Raw genomic sequence first — 18,430 nt, forward strand, 5'->3', positions numbered from 1 at the left:
GCATGCTGACGGTCCCCCAGACCGCGGCGCTGCTGCGGACCTTTGACAATATTCTGATCCTCACCCATGTCCGCCCGGATGGGGACACGGTGGGCTGTGCCGCAGCCCTGTGCGCAGGACTGCGGTCTCTGGGTAAGACAGCGTTTCTGCTGCCCAATCCGGAGCTGACAGACACCACCGCCCCCTATTTCCGCCCTTACGAGGCGCCGGAGTGCTTCACACCGGACAAGGTGGTGTCCACGGACATCGCCACGGTGGGCCTGTTCCCGGAGAACGCCAGACCATACGCGGAACGGGTGGATCTGGCCATTGACCACCATCCCTCTTTTGAGTCCTTTGGCCGAGAGAATATCGTCCGGCCGGAAGCCGCCGCGTGCGGAGAGCTAATCTACGACATTCTGTCCGATCTGGGCCCCATCACGCCGGAGATGGCCCTTCCGCTGTATGTGGCCGTCTCCACGGACACAGGCTGCTTTGCCTACGCCAATACCACTGCCCAGACCCATGCGGTGGCGGCCGCGCTGCTGCGGACCGGCATCGACTATCAGACCGTCAACAAGGTGTTCTTCCGCACCAAGAGCCGCAGGCGGATGCAGCTGGAGGCCGCCATCCTCAACGACTGTACGTTTTACGACCGAGACCGGGTGGCGGTGCTGTCCGTGCCCCTCTCCCTGATGGCGCGGATCGGCGCCTCGGAAACGGATGCGGAGGACCTCTCCGCTCTGGGTCCCCAGATTGAGGGCGTGGACTGCGCCATCACCATGCGGGAGCTGCGGCCCGATGTGTGGAAGATGTCCCTGCGGACCGGTCCCCGGATTAATGCCACGGAGGCCTGCCGGCTGCTGGGCGGCGGCGGCCACGCGGCCGCCGCAGGCTGCACGGTGGAGGCCCCCTGGGCTGAGGCCAGGGAGCGAATCCTGGCTGCCGTGGCGCAGGTGGTGCCGGACTATCAGCGCTGAGCGGGCCGCGGTCTGCTGCCCTTGAGGAGGTTTTTATGCCCAGTGGTATCCTGATTATCGACAAGCCCGCCGGTTGGACCAGCATGGACGTCTGCGCCAAGGTGCGGGGCATCTTCCACGAAAAGCGGGTGGGACACGGCGGAACGCTGGACCCCATGGCCACCGGGGTGCTGCCGGTCTTTGTGGGGCAGGCCACCCGCGGGGTGGAGTTCGCAGAGAACGGCCAGAAGGAATATGTAGCCGGTCTGCGGCTCGGCCAGGTGACGGACACCCAGGACGTCACCGGCACCACGCTGGAGACCCGTCCCGTCACGGCGGATCGGGCAGCACTGGAAGCGCTGCTGCCCCGCTTTCTGGGAGAGCAGGACCAGATCCCCCCTATGTACTCCGCCGTCAAGGTAGGCGGGCAGAAACTCTACGACCTGGCCCGGAAGGGACAGGTCGTGGAACGGAAGCCCCGCCGCATCACCATCTACGAGCTGGAGCTACTGGCCCAGGAGAGCGGAACGGACTACCTGCTCCGCTGCCGCTGCTCCAAGGGCACCTACATCCGCACCCTCTGCCATGACATCGGCCGACAGCTGGGCTGCGGCGGGACGCTGTACGCCCTCCGCCGCACCATGGCGGCCGGCTTCAGGTTGGACCAGGCAGTGACGCTGGAGGCAGTCCAGGCACAGGGTACAGCGCTCCTGCTGCCTACGGACAGCCTCTTCGCAGAGTACCCGGCCCTGCCTCTGACATCCGGCCTGCTGGAGAAACGGGTCCGCTGCGGCAATCCCATCCCCCTGCCGGGCACACCGGACGGCATCTACCGCGTATACAGCCGGGACCGGCAGTTCCTGTGCCTGTCCCGGGCTGCGGGCGGAACGCTGACGTCCATCAAGAATTTCTTTGGAGCGTAAACCATGAAAGAACGAGTCATTGCCCTGGGCTTTTTTGACGGAGTCCACCTGGGGCACGGCGCCCTGCTGCGCCGGGCCGCTGAGGAGGCCGCCCTGCGGGGCTGTACCCCCGCGGTATTCACCTTTGACCGCCCGCCGAAGGAAGTAGTCACCGGCGTCCCCTGTCCCCTCATCAACTCCCCGGAGGACCGGCGGGACCTGGTGCGGCGGCTGTACCGCATTCAGGACGTGCTGATGGTCCCCTTTGACCGCGAGATGATGACCACGCCCTGGGATGACTTTATTGTCCGGATCCTGGTGGGCCGCTACCACGCGGTCCATTTGGTGGCGGGACACGATCACCACTTCGGCCACAGGAACCAGGGCACACCGGAGCTGCTGGCGCAGAAGTGCGCCCAGCTGGGCCTGGGCTGTGACATCATCCCCAAGGTGGAGGTGGCAGGCATCACCGTCAGCTCCACCTACATCCGCCGGTTGGTGGAGCTGGGGCAGATCAGCCGGGCCAACCGCTTCCTGGGCCACCCCCACACCCTGACAGGCACAGTCCGCCACGGCCGGGGCATCGGCTCCTCCCAACTGTTCCCCACTGCCAACCTCGTCATTCCGCCTCATGTGCTGGTGCCGAGCCACGGAGTATACGCCACCCGGGCCACACTGGAGGACGGCTCCTGCTACGCCGCTGTCACCAACGTGGGCACCCGCCCCACGGTTCAAAACGGCTCGGACATCACAGTGGAGGCCTGTCTCCTGGACTTCCAGGGGGACCTGTACGGTAAACAGCTGCGGCTGGAGTTTTATGAGCATCTGCGCCAGGAGGTGCGCTTCGACTCCCTGGACGCCCTGCGGGCCCAGATCCAGTCGGATGCAGACGCCACCCGGACCTATTTCGCAGATGGGGTCCCCACCTTCCCTGCCCTTTGATCCTCCATGAAACAGCGCGGAGTCCGGAATCGGACTCCGCGCTGTTTTCAGATCAGCCACACCGTCAGCCACACCAAGCCGATCCCGGCAGCGCCCATCAGGGTGTAGACCGCCGGGGAAAGATCCCGCCAGATCCGGCTGAACCGCCCATGGTCTCCGCCGGCATAGTTTCGCGCCACCCGGCGGGCCTCCTCCACCAGCTCCCGGGCGGTGACGCCCTCGCCGGCCGCATCGTTCCGCACGATGAAGATCGCCTGCTCAAAAAAACGCTGGTCCGGGGAATCCACCACCACGACCCGTCTGGAAATGCCTTTCACCATCCGCTTTACGCCTCCTGCCTCTCACAGAATTTAGATGGTTCCATTTTGTCTCAGCGCGGGAAAATTTATACCGCCTCTCACACCTTTTTCACACCGCTCTCCCGGCTGAGATACAGCACCTGAACCCCGCAGTCGTCCTGAAGATTCTCCCGCCGGACGCTCTCGCTGAGGATCAGTCCCGCCAGGGTCTGCGGATCCTCTCCATCCCAGCCGGCCAGCAGGTTTTGAAGCCATTCGTCCCGGCCCGGGTCTGCCACCCCGTCGCTGACCATTACTGCAAAGCTTCCCGGCTCCAGTGTGGCACGGGTCACATCCGGAGCCGCCGCCCCGCCCCGCAGACCCGCCGGCAGGGTCCCGCCGGTGATCCGCCGGACAGTGCCCCCCTTCTTCACATAGCTGGGGGCCGCGCCGTATTTGAAGAAGGCCGCCTCCCCCGTCTCCGGTCTGCAGGTGATGAGATCAATGGTGGTGAAGCTTCCGGTCTCCGCGCCCCGCAGGGCCATGGCTGCGTTCAGGGTCTTCATGGCCGCCTCCGGCTCGATGCCCGCCTGCAAAAACTGCTCCAACAGACGGCAGGTGAGGGCGGACTCCCGCCGGGCTGCCTCTCCGCTGCCCATGCCGTCCGCCAGCAGCAGGCACAGAAGCCCTCCCTCCGTGCGGAAGGAGACCACCGTATCCCCGCAGACCGTCTCCCCTTCCTTGGGCCGCAGAGCCGCGCCAATGCGGCAGAGATCCGCCTCCCCTGCTGTGGCACGGACCTCCCCCAAACCGGCAGCGGTGGCGGTCAGCAGTTCACTGAGCTGGGCGTACTGGCCCCTGGCGCTGCGGCGGGTCTCCTCCAGCTGCCGCCGGTACTGCCGCCGCAGCAGGAATGCAGAGAGCTCCCCATTGACGGCGGTGAGAAAGTCCGGCAGGTGGATGCACCGGTCCGCGAAGTAGCTGGGAAAGTCCTTGGCCAGCGCGCGCCCCCGCTCCAGCAGGAAGGGCGTGGCGTCGTTCAGGGCGTTGAAGGTGCCGGTGTACTCCTTCTGCCAACAGAGCTCGCACAGGGCGCAGCCCCGGCACACCTTTTCTGCCGCCCGGTCAAAGACCACCGCCGGGTTCTCCTCCGTGGACACCGGGGCTGCCCTGCCCATGCTGTCGTACAGGGCCCGCAGGGCGGCGGCCATCCGGGTCAGCTGGGCGCGCATCCCCTCCAGCGCGGCGGGAAACTCCGGTGTCTCTCCCCGCATCACCCGCTTGCCGCCGAAGGCCCGGCCCGGCAGCATCAAAAACAGGACCGCTCCCACCGCGGCCTCCGGCAGCAGGGGCGTGGAGAGGCCCGCCGGCAGGGCGGCCAGGGCCGCCGCTCCCCAGAATGCCAGCGCCGCCCAGATCCGCCTTCCGCTGCTGCGGCTCCCAGCCAGAAGGCCCGCCAGACCATAGGCCGCCCCGAAGAGGACGCCGCCCCGGCCGGAACAGAAGTCCGCCGCCAGGCCCGCCCCCAGTCCGGCGGCTACCCCGGTCATGGCCCCCCGCTGATAGGCGGTGTAGGCCAGCAGCAGGCACAACAGTGAACGCCCCACGGAGACACCGGCCAGTTCTACGTCCACCAGCGCCAGCAGAATGGAGCCTGCCAGAAACAGCAGACTATCTGGCTCCGGCCGCTCCCCTCCGGCCTGCAGCAGGGGCTGATAATACCATGCGGAGATGCCTACCAGGGCCGTCGCCGCAAGGCAGGGCGCCAGGTTTCGCAGAGGGGACAAGGACTGGAGCACGTAGATGCCGCTCACCGCCAGAAACAGTCCCGCCCCTGCCAGAGGGTGAAACAGCGGTCCCTCCAGCAGCTTCAGCCCCTGAAAGGCCGCCGCGGTGGTAAAGATCAAAATCGCAGCGGCCAAAAAGGGCAGCGCACCGGAAAAGTCCAGAAACAGCACCGCTCCCACGCCAGCGCCCAGCAGGGCGGCGATCCCTCCTGCCCCTGGCCCACAGGCCGCCACGCACCCCAGGGCAAAGGGCGCGTAATCCCCCGGCGTCTGGGTGGCGGTCAGCGCCGCCGCCAAAAAAAATCGGATGCCCCAGGCCAGCAGCTGTGCCGGCTGGTGCCGGCTCCATATCATGTCCCTGTGCCCCACAGCTTGTCCCTCCTGTATTCCGCCGTGAAGTCCACGGCCTCTTTGGTTTTTTCCACTATTTTACAGGCTGTGTGGAAAAAATCCCGTCGGGAAAAGAAAGCCGCGCCATTTCCGGGCTGGATGCCCATAGTGGACTTTTACAGCCGGATATGGTATGATAAACTATCATGTTTTCATTGGAAAGGACGGCCCGCCTTGAACATCGGCACGCTTACCATCAACTCCTCCCTGGCCCTGGCCCCCATGGCCGGGGTCACGGACGTCGCCTTCCGCCAGATCTGCGCGGAATTGGGGGCGGGATATACCATCACGGAGCTCATCTCCTCCAAGGCCCTGTGCTACCACGACAAGAAGACCCTGTCCCTGCTCCAGCAGTTTCCCGGGGAGCACCCTGCGGCAGTGCAGATCTTCGGCAGTGACCCGGTCTGCATGGCAGAGGCAGCCCAGATCGCCCTGGAGCATTCCGGGGCGGATGTGGTGGACCTGAACATGGGCTGCCCCATGGGCAAGATCGTCAACAACGGCGACGGGGCCGCCCTGATGAAGGACCCAGAAAAGGCCGGACGCATCATGGAGGCAGTGGTGAAAGCCGTCTCTGTGCCGGTGACCGCCAAGTTCCGCCGGGGCTGGGACATGGGCAGCTGCAACTGCGTGGAGTTCGCCAGAATCCTGGAGCAGGCAGGGGCCTCCGCCGTGGCGGTCCACGGCCGGACCCGGGCCCAGGTGTACAGCGGTCAGGCGGACTGGACCTGCATTCGGGCGGTGAAGGAGGCTGTGTCCATCCCGGTGATCGCCAACGGCGATATCTGGAAGCCGGAGGACGCGGTCCGCATTCTCCAGCACACCAAGGCGGACATGGCCATGATCGGTCGCGGGTGCTTCGGCAACCCCTGGCTGTTCCAGCAGGCCAAAGCCGCGCTGGAGGGCAAGCCCATCCCGCCCCTGCCGCCGCTTGCGGAGCGGTGCGACACAGCGGTACGGCAGTTTGAGCTGGCCGCCGCGTCCAAGGGCGAGCGGGTAGCCGTGCTGGAGGCCCGCCGCCACTACTGCTGGTATCTGAAGGGCGTGTCCCACTCCGGCTACTACAAGGAACAGATCGTGCAGATGAACACGCTGGAAGACGTGTATCGGGTGACGAAAGGAATCAAAAGGGATTTGAGATGAACGAGCAATCGCGGGAACAGCAGCTGGTCTCCGCCGCCCGGGACGGGGATATGGACGCCTTCGAGGCGCTGGTCCATCTGTATGAGAAACGGGTGTTCGCCCTGACGCTGCGGATGTGCGGGAATCCCGAGGATGCCGCCGAGGCCGCCCAAGAGGCGTTTCTCGCCGCCTGGCAGGGGCTGGCATTCTTCCGGGGAGAGGCCAGCTTCTCCACCTGGCTGTACCGGCTGGTGTCCAACGCCTGCGTGGACTTGCTGCGGCGTGATGGCCGCCGCCGGGCCTCGGCCGGCCCCTCCCTGGATGACGAGGAGCTGAATCTGGACGTGCCCGATCCGGCGCCCTCTCCCCAGGACGCGGCGGAGCGGCAGGAGCTGCGGGAAGAGATTGAGCGGGGCCTCTCCGCCCTGTCCCCGGAGCACCGGGAGGTGCTGATCCTCCGGGAGATTCACCAGCTGCGCTATGATGAAATCGCGGACTCCCTCTCTCTGGATGTGGGCACCGTGAAATCCCGGATCAGCCGGGCCCGGAAACAGCTGCGGAATTTTTTGCTGAAAAGCGGGAACTTTTCTCCGCTGCCGGCGTCTAAAGGAACAGAAAAGGAGGGCTGACAATGACATACTGCAAGGAGTTTTCGGCCCTGCTGGACCCCTATATCGACGGAGAGCTTTCCCCGGAGGAAACCGCCCGGGTGCGGGAGCATCTGCATACCTGTGACGGCTGCCGGGCCTATGTCCAGGCCGCGCTGGCCATACGGGACGCGTTTCCCGAGGCAGAGGATACCCCTGTGCCGGATGGCTTCGCCGCAGGCGTGATGGCTGCCATCCGGGCGGACGCCGCCCCCCGGAAGCGCCGGAGACCCCGGTGGGCAAAGACGCTGCTCCCCTTGGCCGCCTGCTGTGCCGTCGTGGTGCTGGCCGTCTCCGGCCTGCCCCGCCCCGGCGGCACCGCTGTGACGGACCATCCGGAATCCCATGCAGAGATTGCGGCCCCAGCAGAGGCCGCTGTGCCCAACGTGGACAGCGTTGAGGAGGACACCGCCGCCACGGCCTATGCAACCCAGTCCGACGAGGACACGGCAGACGTCCCGGATTCCACTGTGTCTGAGGCAATCGCGCCGGAGGCGGATACCGTTGCGCCCGGCACACAGGACCAGCTTGCTCCCGCCTCCGATTCCAAAAGCAGCATTTTGCCCCGGGAAGGGAGTTCTGCCGATGTGCCGGAGACGGCCCCGGCCACCTTCGCGATCCAATCCCCCAGCCTGACGCTGACGGCGGAGGAGGCCGGAAGCCTGCTGGACAGCTATACGCCCATCTCTGAATCGGACGGGACTCTGGTCTACGAATTGACCGCCGCCGAATATACCGCTCTGCTGCAGCAGCTGGAACAGCAGGGGCTGGCCATTGCAGGCGCCGCCACCGCAGAGGAGGCGGAGGCCGACGGAACCATTCTGGTCCACGTGATTCCCGGTTAAAAAAGCAGAAGGGACGCCAAAATTTTTTGCGGCGTCCCTCTTCCCTTTTTTGAAAGCTTGTGATATAATATTATTTCGACAGGTGCCATCTCCCTGTCCAAGCGTCCGACACTGGGCGTTCGTTCGGCGGTCTTCGTCAATCGCCGTTCTCTAAACAAAAAAATGGAGGTTGCCCGTACCTTACCACGGGCGTTTTGCTGCGTTTTCGTATCAAAGGCCTCCGACATCATTCAAGGAGGTCTTTCTTTTATGTCCAAACCCAGATTCACCACACAGCAGATGGCCGCTGCCGGTATCATCGCCGCCATTTACGCCGCCCTGACGCTGCTGCTGCCCATTCCCCAGTATGGCGGCATCCAGTTCCGGGTGGCGGAGGCCATGACGGTCCTGCCCTTCCTGTTCCCGGAGGCCATCCCCGGTCTTACCGTCGGCTGTTTCCTGGCCAACCTCCTGGGTTCTCCCATTCCTCTGGACTGGATCGTGGGTACGGCGGCCACCCTGCTGGCTGCGCTCTGGACATCGAAGCTCCATCACAGGGCGCTGGCGCCCCTGCCGCCGGTGATCTGCAATATGGTGCTGGTAGGTGCGGAGATCGCCTGGTTTTCCACCCAGGAGGGTGCCGCCTTCTGGCCCGCGTTCGCCTTCAACTCCCTGACCGTGGGGATCGGCGAGGCCGCCGCTTGCTTCATTCTGGGCTCCCTGCTGCTGCGGGTCCTGCCCAGAGTCCCCGCACTGAAGGGCCGGATAGCCTCTTCCCGCATCTGATGCCACTCTGCGCAAAAAAGAAGTCCCGCGTCCGTTGGACGCGGGACTTCTTTTCACTTAGCGGTGAACTCGTCCTTTCCGGCGCCGCACAGGGGGCACACCCAGTCGGCGGGCAGGTCCTCCCACTTGGTGCCGGGGGCGATGCCGTTGTCCGGATCGCCGGCGGCCTCGTCATACACATAGCCGCAGAGATCGCATTCGTACTGTTTCATTTGAAAGATCCTCCTTCTGTTATAAACGGGCGATACACGCCTGGATTCCGGTGGAGACAGTGCTTACTTCAGCTTCTTCCGGATGGCCGCCTTGACCTCCGGCGACAGCAGCCGGCCGGCGGCCCGTACTGGCAGCGGCGGCAGGCGGCAGAACTCCCGGCGCACCTGGTCGAAGGGCTCCAGGGCGTAGGCGGCAAAGAATGCCGTCCGCTCCGGCGGCAGGGGAATGGGAGATGCCAGCCGGGGATTTCCGGCAATGGCCCGTTCCGGCGGGAATGGCTGCTTGGCCAGCGGGAGCTGGTCAAAAATGTGGCTGCCGTGGGGGGTGTTCACCAACAGCAGGCTGATCCCCTTCTCCTGCTGGTCCGGCAGCTCATCCGGCCGCAGGCCCCAGAAATCCCCCAGTGTCAGATCGCCCACCCGGGTCATGGAGGCGTAGGGACAGCGGTAGCAGCTGGGCCGCAGGAACAGCGCCCGGCCGAAGGCCCGGCCGTATTCCGTGCGGAACAGCGGCGCGGTATCCACGGTGCCGTCGCCGTAGACCGCGGTAAAATGGCTGTCCTTCCATCCGGCGACCTTGTTGCGGAAACGGACCGCCTGCAGCGGCTGCTGCCGGCGCGCCTCCAGGCTCCGGGCCATGTCCTCCCACACGCCGGGAGAGGGCACGCCGTGGCACACCAGGTCGCAGGTGGTCAGATTCTCCGGCCGTCCGCCCAGATAGCGGTACAGCCCGTCCACCTGGCAGGGTGTGCCGGAAAACAGCACTGCTCGCTGGTCCAGCCAGCGCCGCACCTCCCGAAAGACGCCCTCCAGATCGCTCTGGACGTACTTGGCGCCCCGCAGGCGCCACAGCTCCTCCTTGCGGAAGCAGGCGGTGTGCCGCAGATGCTGGCTGCCGTCAAAGGCGGCGCCAAAGACCACGCCGCCGCTTTCCAGGATATACTCCGCCAGCAGGGTGAACACGCCGCCCGAGGTGGAGTCTCTTCGGATCTCATCGTTTCTATTCCAGGCCGCGAATACAGCGGGCATGGAGCTCTGAGGCCGCTCCCGCAGGACGGGGCACACCGCCGTGCAGTGCCCGCACCGCACACAGGCCGCTCCGTCGATCACCGGATAGGCAAAGCCCTCCCGGTCCCGCTCCATGGTGATGGCGTCCTTGGGACAGCCGCTGGCGCAGGCCGTGCAGCCGGTGCAGTGGGTGTGGTCTGCCAAATGGGGCAAGGGCCGTTCCTCTGCCTTGACAGGCGCCTCCTCCGGTGTATGGGGCCGATCCTCCAGGGCGCAGCGCAGATAGTCCAGGGACAACTTCCGCTCCCGGCCGAGCCGCTCCCCCACCGCCGCCCAGTCGATGGGCGCCGTCAGGTCCGCGGTATCTCCCTTGCCGATGATCCGCTCCCCCAGTCCCAGGCGGCTCAACAGGCTGAAGGTCCGGGAACTCTCCGGCGCAGCCATCTCTGCCGGTGCCACCGCCGTAAAGAAGGGCTTTTGGAACTGGACGGAGAACACCGTTCCGTGGAAGGAGTTGGTGCACACATAGGCGGCATCCCGGAACAGACCCAGAAACTCCGCCGGACCGGCGCTGAGAATGCAGCGGGCCTTGGGGTGGACCTTCTGGCGTACGCCGCACAGCTGCACCACCGGCAGCCCCGTCTCCTCCGCCAGGCGGCGGATATAGGGTGCCAGGGCGTCGGGGCGGCTGATGCAATAGCAGAGGATATAGCCCCGGCCCGCGCCTCCGTCCCTGGCCGCGGCCGCCCAATCCGTTCTCTCCAGCAGCAGCGTGGGATCCAGCACCACCGGCACGTCCTTCCCGGTGATGTCCCGGACAATGCCCTGCCCCTGCCGCTCCCGGACGGACAAGTGGGAGAAGGACTCCAGATAGGTCCGCAGCTCCTCCTCCATGCCGTCCGGGATGCGGGGGATGCCGAAGGATGGGGCATAGGCGATCTTCCGCTTGTGGGAGAAGGCCCCGAAGAACACCGGGTCGAACCGGCCGTCGGGGAAGATCTTCGGGTTCCAAATCTGGTCACTGCCGGAGAGCAGCACATCGTAGGGCAGCTCCGCCTGCCGCAGCTCCTCCAGGCTCTGGTAGCGGCGGCCGGAAATGTTCAGATTCTCCCGGGAAAATGCCTCAAACCGCTCGTATCGGGCCTTCAGCGGGCCATAGTGCAGGGCGGTGTGGGCGTCATGGGCGGCGCTTCCCAGGCCAGTGGGCCGCTGGAACAGGGTATTGTCCTGGTTCACGTAGTAGTCGATGATCTCGCATTCGCTCCCCAGGGACGCCACCGCCCGCTCCGTGGCGTAAGCCTGCAGCATGGCGCCGTAGTGATGGATATGGTAAAAGGTCAGCAGTCCTGTTTTCACCAAGTGTCTTCCTTTCCGCAGTCCGGATATCCCGCCGGGCGGGTCACTGTCTGTCCAGAATGGCGGCGTCCCGGGGTGCCAGAAGGTCGTCCTCCGCCACCCAGTCCGCCACATCCACCACGTCGAACGCCGTGGCGGTCCGGCGGATCACCACCTCTTTCAGCCCGGCGTTGATGACCAGCCTCCGGCACATGGAGCAGGAGGTGGCATCTCCCAGCAGTTCCCCGGTCCGGGCGTCCCGGCCCACTAGGTACAGCGTGCCGCCCACCATGTCCCGCCGGGAGGCGGAGATGATGGCGTTCGCCTCTGCATGGACGCTGCGGCACAGCTCATACCGCTCTCCCCGGGGGACCTGCATGGCCTCCCGGGAGCAGTAGCCCAGATCCACGCAGTTGGCCCGCCCCCGGGGCGCACCGTTGTAGCCGGTGGAGATGATCTCGTCGTTTTTCACGATGATGGCCCCATAGACCCGGCGCAGGCAGGTGGCCCGCTCCAGAACGGTCTGGGCGATATCCAGGTAGTAGTTGGCTTTGCTGATCCGGTCCATGGGCGACACCTCTTTCTATCGAGTTCCTCTATTGTATCATGATGCCGCCGCAGTTTGCAAGAACTCTCCCCACTCTGGAAGGGATTTCTGTTGGAAGTCACCCCAGGGGGCGCCGGAGCCCGTTCTCCAGCCCCGCCCGCACGGCGATCATCTCTGCGGCCACGGACACGGCAATCTCCTCCGGCGTCTGGGCGCCGATGGCCAAACCGATGGGAGCGTGAAGGCGGGCGTACTCCTCGTCTGTGAACCCCGCCGCCAGCAGCCGCTCCCGGCACAGGGCCAGCTTCCTCTTGGAGCCAATGCAGCCCAGGTATTTGGCGCCGCTGCGCAGCACCTGAGTCAGCACCTCGTAGTCCGCCTGATGGCCCCGGGTCATCACCACCACATAGTCCTCCGGCGTCACCGTCACCTGTTCGGACAGCCGGGCGAAGTCCCCGCAGAGGGTCTTTTCTGCTTTGGGGAACAGCGCCGGGTCCGCGAACTCCGGCCGGTCGTCGTACACCACGGGGCGGAAGCCCAGGGAAGCCAGCACCGGCACCAGGGCCTGAGACACATGTCCGCCGCCGAAGAGATAGGTCCGCCCGGCCTTCACCACCGGGATGGACAGCCACTTCCGGGCAAAGACCGCCTGATTCCCGCACAGGAGCTCCAGCTCCTCCGGCAGGATATCCAGATGACGGGGCCCGGTCCGGTCTGCCAGGCCCATGGCCGTCACCTGCTCCCCCTCGATCCGCCGCAGGAGCCAGGTGTCCCGGTTTCCGCCGTCCGCCTCGATCAGATCCCGCAAAACGGCGATGATCCTCTGCTCTCCCGCGGGGAGGTACTGGAACTGCACCGTCACTCCCCCGCCGCAGACCATGCCCAGGCTGGCGGCGTCTCCCAGGGTAAAGCGGAACTGCCGCAGGGCGTCGCCCCCCCGCTCCAGCAGCTCCGCCGCCAGGCGCTGGCACTCGAACTCCACGTTTCCGCCGCCGATGGTTCCGGTGATCCCGCCGCCGGGGAACACCGCCATCATGGCCCCGGCCCCTCGGGGGGTGGAGCCGTCGGAGGCGGCGATGCTCACCAGCTCCACCGGACGCCCCTCCTCCAGAGCGTGGACGATCTCTCTGAAAAATTCCCGCATATCAGCCGATTCCTCCGTTCACAGCGCCCAGGATCAGGACCAGTACCGTCACGCCGCAGTACAGATATTTTGCCGTCGGGTAAAACCAGCGGCCCAGAGGGCGCCGCCGGGCCAGATTCACCTGAACCAAGCAGTCCTCCTTTTTCAGCACCCAGTAGAAGAACACCCCCGCCAGCAGCGCGCCGATGGGACAGGCGTAGATGGAGCAGACATCCATCCAGCCGGAGACGATGCCCTGGATGCACAGCCCCACGGCCAGGCCCACGACGCCGATCACCGCCACAGCAGTCCCCCGTCTGAGGTGCAGCTTCTCCTGCAGGGTGGCGGTGGGAGCCTCGAACAAGTTCACCAGGGACGTCACCCCGGCGAACAGCGCCGCCACAAAGAACACCGCCATGAGGATCCGGCCTCCCGGCATCTCCCGGAACAGGTTGGGCAGGTAGATGAACATGAGGCCAGGGCCGCTCTGGGTCAGGGTCTCCCCCGCCGTGGCCATGGCCGGGATAATGACCAGGGCGCTGAGGATCGCGGCCATGCTGTCAAAGAACGCCACTGTCCGGGCAGACTCCGGCACGTCCGCCTCTTTGGAGAGGTAGGACCCGTAGATCAGGGTGCCGTTCCCTGCCACCGACAGAGAGAAGAACGCCTGTCCCAGAGCGTAGACCCATACCATGGGGTCCAGCAGTCCCTCCGGCTTCAGGACAAAGATGTAGCGGTAGCCGTCCGCCGCGCCGGGCAAGGTGGCAATGTAGATGGCCAGCCCCACGAACAGGCAGAAGAACAGGGGCATCATCACCTTGTTGGCCCGCTCGATGCCGCCGCCGATGCCAAGGGCCATGATGAGCAGCGTGCCCGCCATAGCGGCCACCTGCCAGCCGGTGTTGCCCCAGGAGGACGCCGCGGTGTTGAAATAGGCGGTGAATGCCTCCACCCCTTGGTTCTCCAGCGCAGCGCCCGTAAAGGACGCCACGGCGTACTTCAAAATCCAACCAACCACCACGGAATAGCCGATGGCCATGGCCAGAGAGCCCGCCACCGGGATGAGGCCCAGAGCCTCGCCCCAGCCCCGCCGGCCTGTGCGCCTCTCTGCCGCCGTGCCGAAGGCCGCCACGGGTCCGCCGGATGCGGCCCGGCCGAAGGCCATCTCGCCGATGACGCCGGTGGAGGCAATCAGCACCACAAAGATCACATAGGGGATCAGGAAGGTGGCCCCGCCGTAGGCGGACATCCGGGATGGAAACAGCCAGATGTTCCCCATCCCCACCGCGGAGCCAATGCAGGCCAGCTTGAATCCCCAGCGGGACCGAAAGCTGTCCCGTCTTGTCTGTTCCATGATTTTTTCCTCTCTTCTCTCAAAACTGCGGCGGCCCGCCGCGGCGCGCGTCAGCCGGCGCCCCGCTTTTGCAGCTCCTCACCCAGCAGGCGCACTGCCTGGTCCAGATAGAATTGGAGCGGCTGGGATTCCCCCACGGCCAGCCGGATGCTGCATCGCTGAGAGGGCAGCAGAATCTTCACCGCCTCGCTGCCGCCAATGGCCTCCGCCATCCGGGGAGAGACCTCCCCCAGCAAGCCGTTGGGCGTCAGCACACCGATGGGCCCCAGCAGGATATCCGCCCGCCGGGCGTTGAACGCCACGGCGTTCTCGCCGGTGGCGCCGTCGTCCGCCCCCGCCCGCAGCATAGCGGCGGTGGCCAGAGAGTTGGTCCCCAGCGCCCGCACATGGAGACTGGGCCACTTTTTCTTCACAGCCTCCACCAGGCCCCGGCCCATGCCGCCGCCCTGGCCGTCCACCACGGCTACCAGCAGTTCCCCACGCATCATTCTCTCCATTCCTCCATTTTCAGATCTCCCTTTCAGCATACCCATTCCGCCCCCGCTTGTCAACTTCTTCCGCAGCGTCCATCGCGCCTTGCAGAGCGCCTGCGCCCACCCTTGTATTTTTCCCGCATGGCAGCTACAATGGGAGGCGCACCACCGTGCCAAAAAATTTTTGGAGATGTTGAAGAAATCCGGCCCGCAGTCCCGTATGATAGATGTCGGACGACAAAAGGAGGTGGCGGCACGGCGTGAACAAACTGACAAACGCGTCCTTTTCCCAGCTGGTGGTCCAGTATGAGCGGCTGGTCTACACGGTCTGCTTCCAGCTGGTGCGGGACGCTGCCGCGGCCGAGGACCTGACCCAGGAGACCTTCCTGTCCGCCTACCTCCACCAGGACGCCATCCCTCCCGGCTATGAGCGGCAGTGGCTGTGCCGCGTGGCTACCAACAAGGCCAAGGACTACTTACAGAGCGCCTATCAGCGCCACACCCTGCTGCCGGGAGAGGACAATATCCCGCCGGGGCTGTCTCCCCCTGCGGAGGAGACGGTCCTGCGCAGGTCGGCTGCAGCTGAAATCCGGGACCTGATCCTCCATATGCGCCAGCCCTACCAGCCGGTGTGCCGGCTGTGCCTGCTGGAGGAAAAGACACCGGAGGAGGCGGCCCTGGCGCTGGGCCGGCCGGTAAAGACCATCCATACACAGCTGTCCCGGGGCAAGCGGATGCTTCGGGAGGCATTGGAAAGGAGTGGGAACGATGACATGCTTTCGCCCTGACGGGCATTTGACGGACGCGGCCCTGACCGCCCTTGTCCGGGGGGACTGCCTGGAGGAGCTGGACCGCCTGGAGCTGGCGGAACATCTGGCCTACTGCGACCAGTGCCTCCAGCGGTACACAGAGCTGCTGTCTGAGGGACCGATGCTGACCCCCGCCCGCTCCTGCCGGGAGAGCCTGCGGCGCCGGATCCGGCAGCGGGCCGTCCAGCTTGGCGTCAGCCGGTACGCCACGGCCGCGGCGGCAGTGACCCTGGCCCTGACGCTGCTGTGGGGCAGCGGAAACCTGTCCGGACGGGTGCATTCCACTGCGCCCTCGCTTCTGGAGCGGGCGGGCACTGCCCTGACAGAGTGGACCGACGCCTGGCCACAGGCGTGGGAGGAGGCCCTCTCCGGCTTCTCCGGCCTATTTGACAATTTCGGCGTCTCGCCGCGGAATGATCTGACACAAGGAGGTACACACCCATGACCCATCGAAATGGATTCCTGCTCTTCATCTCTTCCTGCCTCTCCGGCTGCGGACAGATGTATCAGGGCTATATGAAGCGGGGCCTGTCCCTGCTGCTGGCCTTCTGCCTGATCCTTTTTGCCTCCACCTATTTCTTTCTGGGGGCACTGGCGCTGTTTCTGCCGGTGATCTGGCTGTATGCCTTTTTCGACAGCTATGCGCTCCGGAGCCAGCTGGCCGCCGGCACCGCGCCGGAGGACGCCTTCCTCTTCGGCCTGTCCGATATGGACAGCAAACGGCTGGGAGAGCTGCTGCGCAAGCGTCACAGTCTCATCGGCTGGGCGCTGGTGGTAGTTGGCGTCTATATGCTCTACGACATACTGTTGAGCCAGCTGGGCGGTCTCTTCTTCGGTTGGTTCGGGGAGTGGCTCTACGGACTGCTGCGCTATGGCCTGCCCCGCCTGGTCATCACCGTGCTGGTGATCCTGCTGGGCCTGTGGTTTATCCGGGGCCCCAAGGACAAGACGCCCATTGACGACGAGATCCCCCCCTTTGCGCCGCCTGCCTCCAGCGCGGCCGGGGCTTGCGCCGCCGATCCGGCGGAGGCCAGGGCGGAAGACGTTGCATCAGACCGCTCCGCTGCGGGAAACGCCCCGGAGGGAGAGGAGGCCCACCGTGATGAACAGCCCTGAGCAGACGCCGGAATCCCGTCCGGCCCGGGAGCGCCGGGTGGGCACCTTCACCTTCGGCGCCGTGCTGGTGATCTGCGGTGCGCTGATGCTGGTGAGCATGTTCTTCCCCTCCCTGGATCTGACCCTGGCCCTGCAGCTCTCGCCCCTGATCTTGGTCTGTCTGGGCGTGGAGGTGCTGCTGGCCAGCCGCTCCGGCGGGAAAATCCGCTACGACTGGGTGGGCATGGTGCTTTGCTTCGTCCTGGTCACCGCAGCGCTGGTGTTCTTCGGCATCGCCTGGTGCCTGGTGTACCACCCGGAGGCCGTCATCCACTACTGATACGGGTCTGCGAAGGCCCCGGTGCATTGCACCGGGGCCTTACCCTTTCTTCTTGGTTTTCCCGGGAAAATCCGGTATAATGGAGAAAATACCTGCCGCAGAAAGGAAGAATCCTCATGTCTGATTCGTTTGAAATGCGCCCCATCGCCCGCATCCGCAGCGACTTCGGCTCCAAGTTCGGCGTCCCTCGTCAGAGCGGTCTGGTGGACGCGTTGGAGGCCGCCGTGGTGTTCGAGGAGCCCTACCGCAATCCTGACGCCCTGCGGGGGCTGGAGGGATTCTCCCACATCTGGCTGATCTGGGCCTTTCACCAGTCCCAGCGGCCGGAATGGTCCCCCACAGTCCGGCCGCCCCGGCTGGGAGGCAATCAGCGGGTGGGAGTCTTTGCCAGCCGCTCCCCCTTCCGGCCCAATCCCATCGGCCTCTCCTCTGTGCGGCTGGACCACATCGCGTACACGGACGCCTTGGGCCCGGTGCTCCATGTCCGTGGCGCAGACCTGGTAGACGGCACCCCCATCCTGGACATCAAGCCTTACCTCCCTTACGGGGACTGCCACCCGGAGGCCGCCGGCGGCTTTGCCAGCGAGCCGGCGCGTCCCACGCTGGAGGTGGAAATCCCACCCGCCCTGCTGGACCAACTGCCTCCGGACCGGCGGGAGGCCCTGCGGGATGTGTTGGCCTTGGATCCCCGTCCCCGGTATCAGCAGGACCCGGACCGGGTGTACGGCTTCCTCTTCGCCGGGCAGGAGGTGAGATTCACCGTGGATGGAGACCGCCTGCAGGTCGTGGACATCAAATGAACGCAAGGCACCCCGGGATATTTCCCGGGGCGCCCGTCTTTTCCGGGCACTCAGCGCATGGCCAGCGTCACGTCGCCGGTCACCGCCAGCTCGCCGTGGTTGTAGACCTCGGCGGAGCAGGTGGCAATGGCCTTCTCCACCCGCTCGGAAGCCATCTTGGCGTGGATCTCGATGGTATCTCCCGGCAGGATCTTCTTCAGAAACCGCACATTATTGATCCCCAAGAACAGGGGGATCTTCCCCGCATACCGCTCCGCGGACAGCAGCAGGATATCCGCCGTCTGGGCCATGCATTCCACAGAGTACACGCCGGGCAGCACCGGCTCACCGGGGAAGTGGCCCTTGAAAATCTCGCGGGCCGGGTCCACAAAAAATGTGGTCACGATGTGGTCGCCTGCCTCCATCTCCTCCACGGTATCCACCAGCAGCATGGGGTCCCGGTGGGGGATGATGGCCTTGATCTCTTCTTTGGAAAGCTTCATGATAGTGGTTCCTCTCTTTCGCGCAAAACGCTCCGTATATAAGCCGCGCCGGGACAGCGGCACGGCTCTGCCTCTTTTTATTGTACTGCCGACAGGGCAAAATGCAAGAGATAATTTGCGCTCCGGATCACAAAAGAGAGCCGCCCTCCCGGGCGGCTCTCTCATTTTCCAGATGGGGTGCCTTACTTCGCAGCCTTGGCGGCCTTGATGGCCTCGATCAGCATGGGGGTGACCTT

General features: G+C 65.4%; 21 protein-coding genes. 12 read left to right on the forward strand and 9 right to left on the reverse strand.

Annotated elements, in window-relative coordinates; genetic code table 11:
* Positions 1–2 precede the first annotated feature (2 nt).
* Genes QVE23_RS00185 through ribF form a run of 3 tightly spaced genes read left to right on the forward strand, consistent with a single transcriptional unit; the run spans position 3 to position 2,782 of the window.
* Entirely contained in the window at positions 3–959 is a 957-nt protein-coding gene (locus QVE23_RS00185; protein ID WP_287967397.1) for a DHH family phosphoesterase, read from the forward strand.
* Between the two features lie 35 nt (positions 960–994).
* Positions 995–1,861, forward strand: coding sequence for a tRNA pseudouridine(55) synthase TruB (gene truB, locus QVE23_RS00190; RefSeq protein WP_287554701.1), 867 nt, complete (start codon positions 995–997; stop codon positions 1,859–1,861).
* 3 nt (positions 1,862–1,864) lie between these two features.
* On the forward strand, positions 1,865–2,782 hold the full coding sequence (gene ribF, locus QVE23_RS00195) for a riboflavin biosynthesis protein RibF (protein ID WP_119311795.1): 918 nt from the start codon (positions 1,865–1,867) through the stop codon (positions 2,780–2,782).
* 47 nt (positions 2,783–2,829) lie between these two features.
* On the opposite strand, the gene QVE23_RS00200 is transcribed toward ribF, so the two are convergent.
* Positions 2,830–3,102, reverse strand: a complete 273-nt coding sequence (locus QVE23_RS00200) for a hypothetical protein (protein WP_021749096.1) — start codon at positions 3,100–3,102, stop codon at positions 2,830–2,832.
* Positions 3,103–3,179: 77 nt separating this feature from the next.
* Positions 3,180–5,216, reverse strand: a complete 2,037-nt coding sequence (locus tag QVE23_RS00205; RefSeq protein WP_276894586.1) for a SpoIIE family protein phosphatase — start codon at positions 5,214–5,216, stop codon at positions 3,180–3,182.
* Positions 5,217–5,411: 195 nt separating this feature from the next.
* Here QVE23_RS00205 and dusB point away from each other — a divergent pair, with 195 nt between their 5' ends.
* The 4 genes from dusB (at position 5,412) to QVE23_RS00225 (ending at position 8,616) form a co-directional block, all read left to right on the forward strand.
* Positions 5,412–6,380 carry a tRNA dihydrouridine synthase DusB gene (gene dusB, locus QVE23_RS00210; RefSeq protein ID WP_267288553.1) on the forward strand — a complete coding sequence of 323 codons (969 nt, stop codon included), beginning with the start codon at positions 5,412–5,414 and terminating at the stop codon, positions 6,378–6,380.
* On the forward strand, positions 6,377–6,988 hold the full coding sequence (locus tag QVE23_RS00215; RefSeq protein WP_021748724.1) for an RNA polymerase sigma factor: 612 nt from the start codon (positions 6,377–6,379) through the stop codon (positions 6,986–6,988). The genes dusB and QVE23_RS00215 overlap by 4 nt, the downstream gene beginning before the upstream one ends.
* A 2-nt stretch (positions 6,989–6,990) precedes the next feature.
* The gene (locus QVE23_RS00220) at positions 6,991–7,851 is read left to right on the forward strand and encodes an anti-sigma factor family protein (RefSeq protein WP_287967398.1); all 861 of its coding nucleotides are present in this window, start codon (positions 6,991–6,993) and stop codon (positions 7,849–7,851) included.
* A 249-nt stretch (positions 7,852–8,100) separates the two neighbouring features.
* Complete coding sequence (locus QVE23_RS00225; RefSeq protein ID WP_119311797.1) at positions 8,101–8,616, forward strand: QueT transporter family protein; 516 nt, start codon at positions 8,101–8,103, stop codon at positions 8,614–8,616.
* A 53-nt stretch (positions 8,617–8,669) separates the two neighbouring features.
* Here QVE23_RS00225 and rd read toward each other — a convergent pair whose 3' ends face one another.
* The 6 genes from rd to QVE23_RS00255 form a co-directional block, all read right to left on the reverse strand.
* On the reverse strand, positions 8,670–8,828 hold the full coding sequence (gene rd / locus QVE23_RS00230) for a rubredoxin (protein ID WP_021748720.1): 159 nt from the start codon (positions 8,826–8,828) through the stop codon (positions 8,670–8,672).
* A 63-nt stretch (positions 8,829–8,891) separates the two neighbouring features.
* Entirely contained in the window at positions 8,892–11,192 is a 2,301-nt protein-coding gene (locus QVE23_RS00235; RefSeq protein ID WP_287967399.1) for a polysaccharide pyruvyl transferase family protein, read from the reverse strand.
* 43 nt (positions 11,193–11,235) lie between these two features.
* Positions 11,236–11,739: a deoxycytidylate deaminase gene (locus QVE23_RS00240; RefSeq protein ID WP_256264537.1), complete on the reverse strand. Its 504-nt coding sequence runs from the start codon at positions 11,737–11,739 to the stop codon at positions 11,236–11,238.
* Positions 11,740–11,836: 97 nt separating this feature from the next.
* Positions 11,837–12,862, reverse strand: a complete 1,026-nt coding sequence (locus QVE23_RS00245) for an XdhC family protein (protein WP_021748717.1) — start codon at positions 12,860–12,862, stop codon at positions 11,837–11,839.
* A 1-nt stretch (position 12,863) separates the two neighbouring features.
* Positions 12,864–14,195: a sodium-dependent transporter gene (locus QVE23_RS00250; RefSeq protein ID WP_025544978.1), complete on the reverse strand. Its 1,332-nt coding sequence runs from the start codon at positions 14,193–14,195 to the stop codon at positions 12,864–12,866.
* Between the two features lie 50 nt (positions 14,196–14,245).
* Positions 14,246–14,683 (reverse strand): DUF3842 family protein, encoded by a 438-nt coding sequence (locus QVE23_RS00255; RefSeq protein WP_083491002.1) that lies wholly within the window; start codon positions 14,681–14,683, stop codon positions 14,246–14,248.
* A 245-nt stretch (positions 14,684–14,928) separates the two neighbouring features.
* Between QVE23_RS00255 and QVE23_RS00260 the strand changes: the two genes are divergently transcribed.
* From QVE23_RS00260 to tsaA, 5 genes are all read left to right on the forward strand, one after another.
* The gene (locus QVE23_RS00260) at positions 14,929–15,456 is read left to right on the forward strand and encodes an RNA polymerase sigma factor (protein WP_337466696.1); all 528 of its coding nucleotides are present in this window, start codon (positions 14,929–14,931) and stop codon (positions 15,454–15,456) included.
* Entirely contained in the window at positions 15,437–15,922 is a 486-nt protein-coding gene (locus QVE23_RS00265) for a hypothetical protein (protein WP_021748713.1), read from the forward strand. The genes QVE23_RS00260 and QVE23_RS00265 overlap by 20 nt, the downstream gene beginning before the upstream one ends.
* A complete protein-coding gene (locus QVE23_RS00270; RefSeq protein ID WP_021748712.1) occupies positions 15,919–16,593 on the forward strand; it encodes a hypothetical protein in 675 nt (224 codons plus the stop codon). Before QVE23_RS00265 ends, QVE23_RS00270 begins: the two co-directional genes overlap by 4 nt.
* Entirely contained in the window at positions 16,580–16,912 is a 333-nt protein-coding gene (locus QVE23_RS00275) for a hypothetical protein (RefSeq protein WP_256264534.1), read from the forward strand. Before QVE23_RS00270 ends, QVE23_RS00275 begins: the two co-directional genes overlap by 14 nt.
* A gap of 116 nt (positions 16,913–17,028) precedes the next feature.
* Positions 17,029–17,712 carry a tRNA (N6-threonylcarbamoyladenosine(37)-N6)-methyltransferase TrmO gene (tsaA, locus tag QVE23_RS00280; RefSeq protein ID WP_021748709.1) on the forward strand — a complete coding sequence of 228 codons (684 nt, stop codon included), beginning with the start codon at positions 17,029–17,031 and terminating at the stop codon, positions 17,710–17,712.
* 50 nt (positions 17,713–17,762) lie between these two features.
* On the opposite strand, the gene fabZ is transcribed toward tsaA, so the two are convergent.
* Positions 17,763–18,194: a 3-hydroxyacyl-ACP dehydratase FabZ gene (gene fabZ, locus QVE23_RS00285; RefSeq protein WP_021748708.1), complete on the reverse strand. Its 432-nt coding sequence runs from the start codon at positions 18,192–18,194 to the stop codon at positions 17,763–17,765.
* Between the last annotated feature and the right edge of the window lie 236 nt (positions 18,195–18,430).

Origin of the sequence: Oscillibacter sp. KLE 1728 (assembly GCF_934833455.1) — a bacterium.
Taxonomy (GTDB): Bacteria; Bacillota; Clostridia; order Oscillospirales; family Oscillospiraceae; genus Oscillibacter; species Oscillibacter welbionis.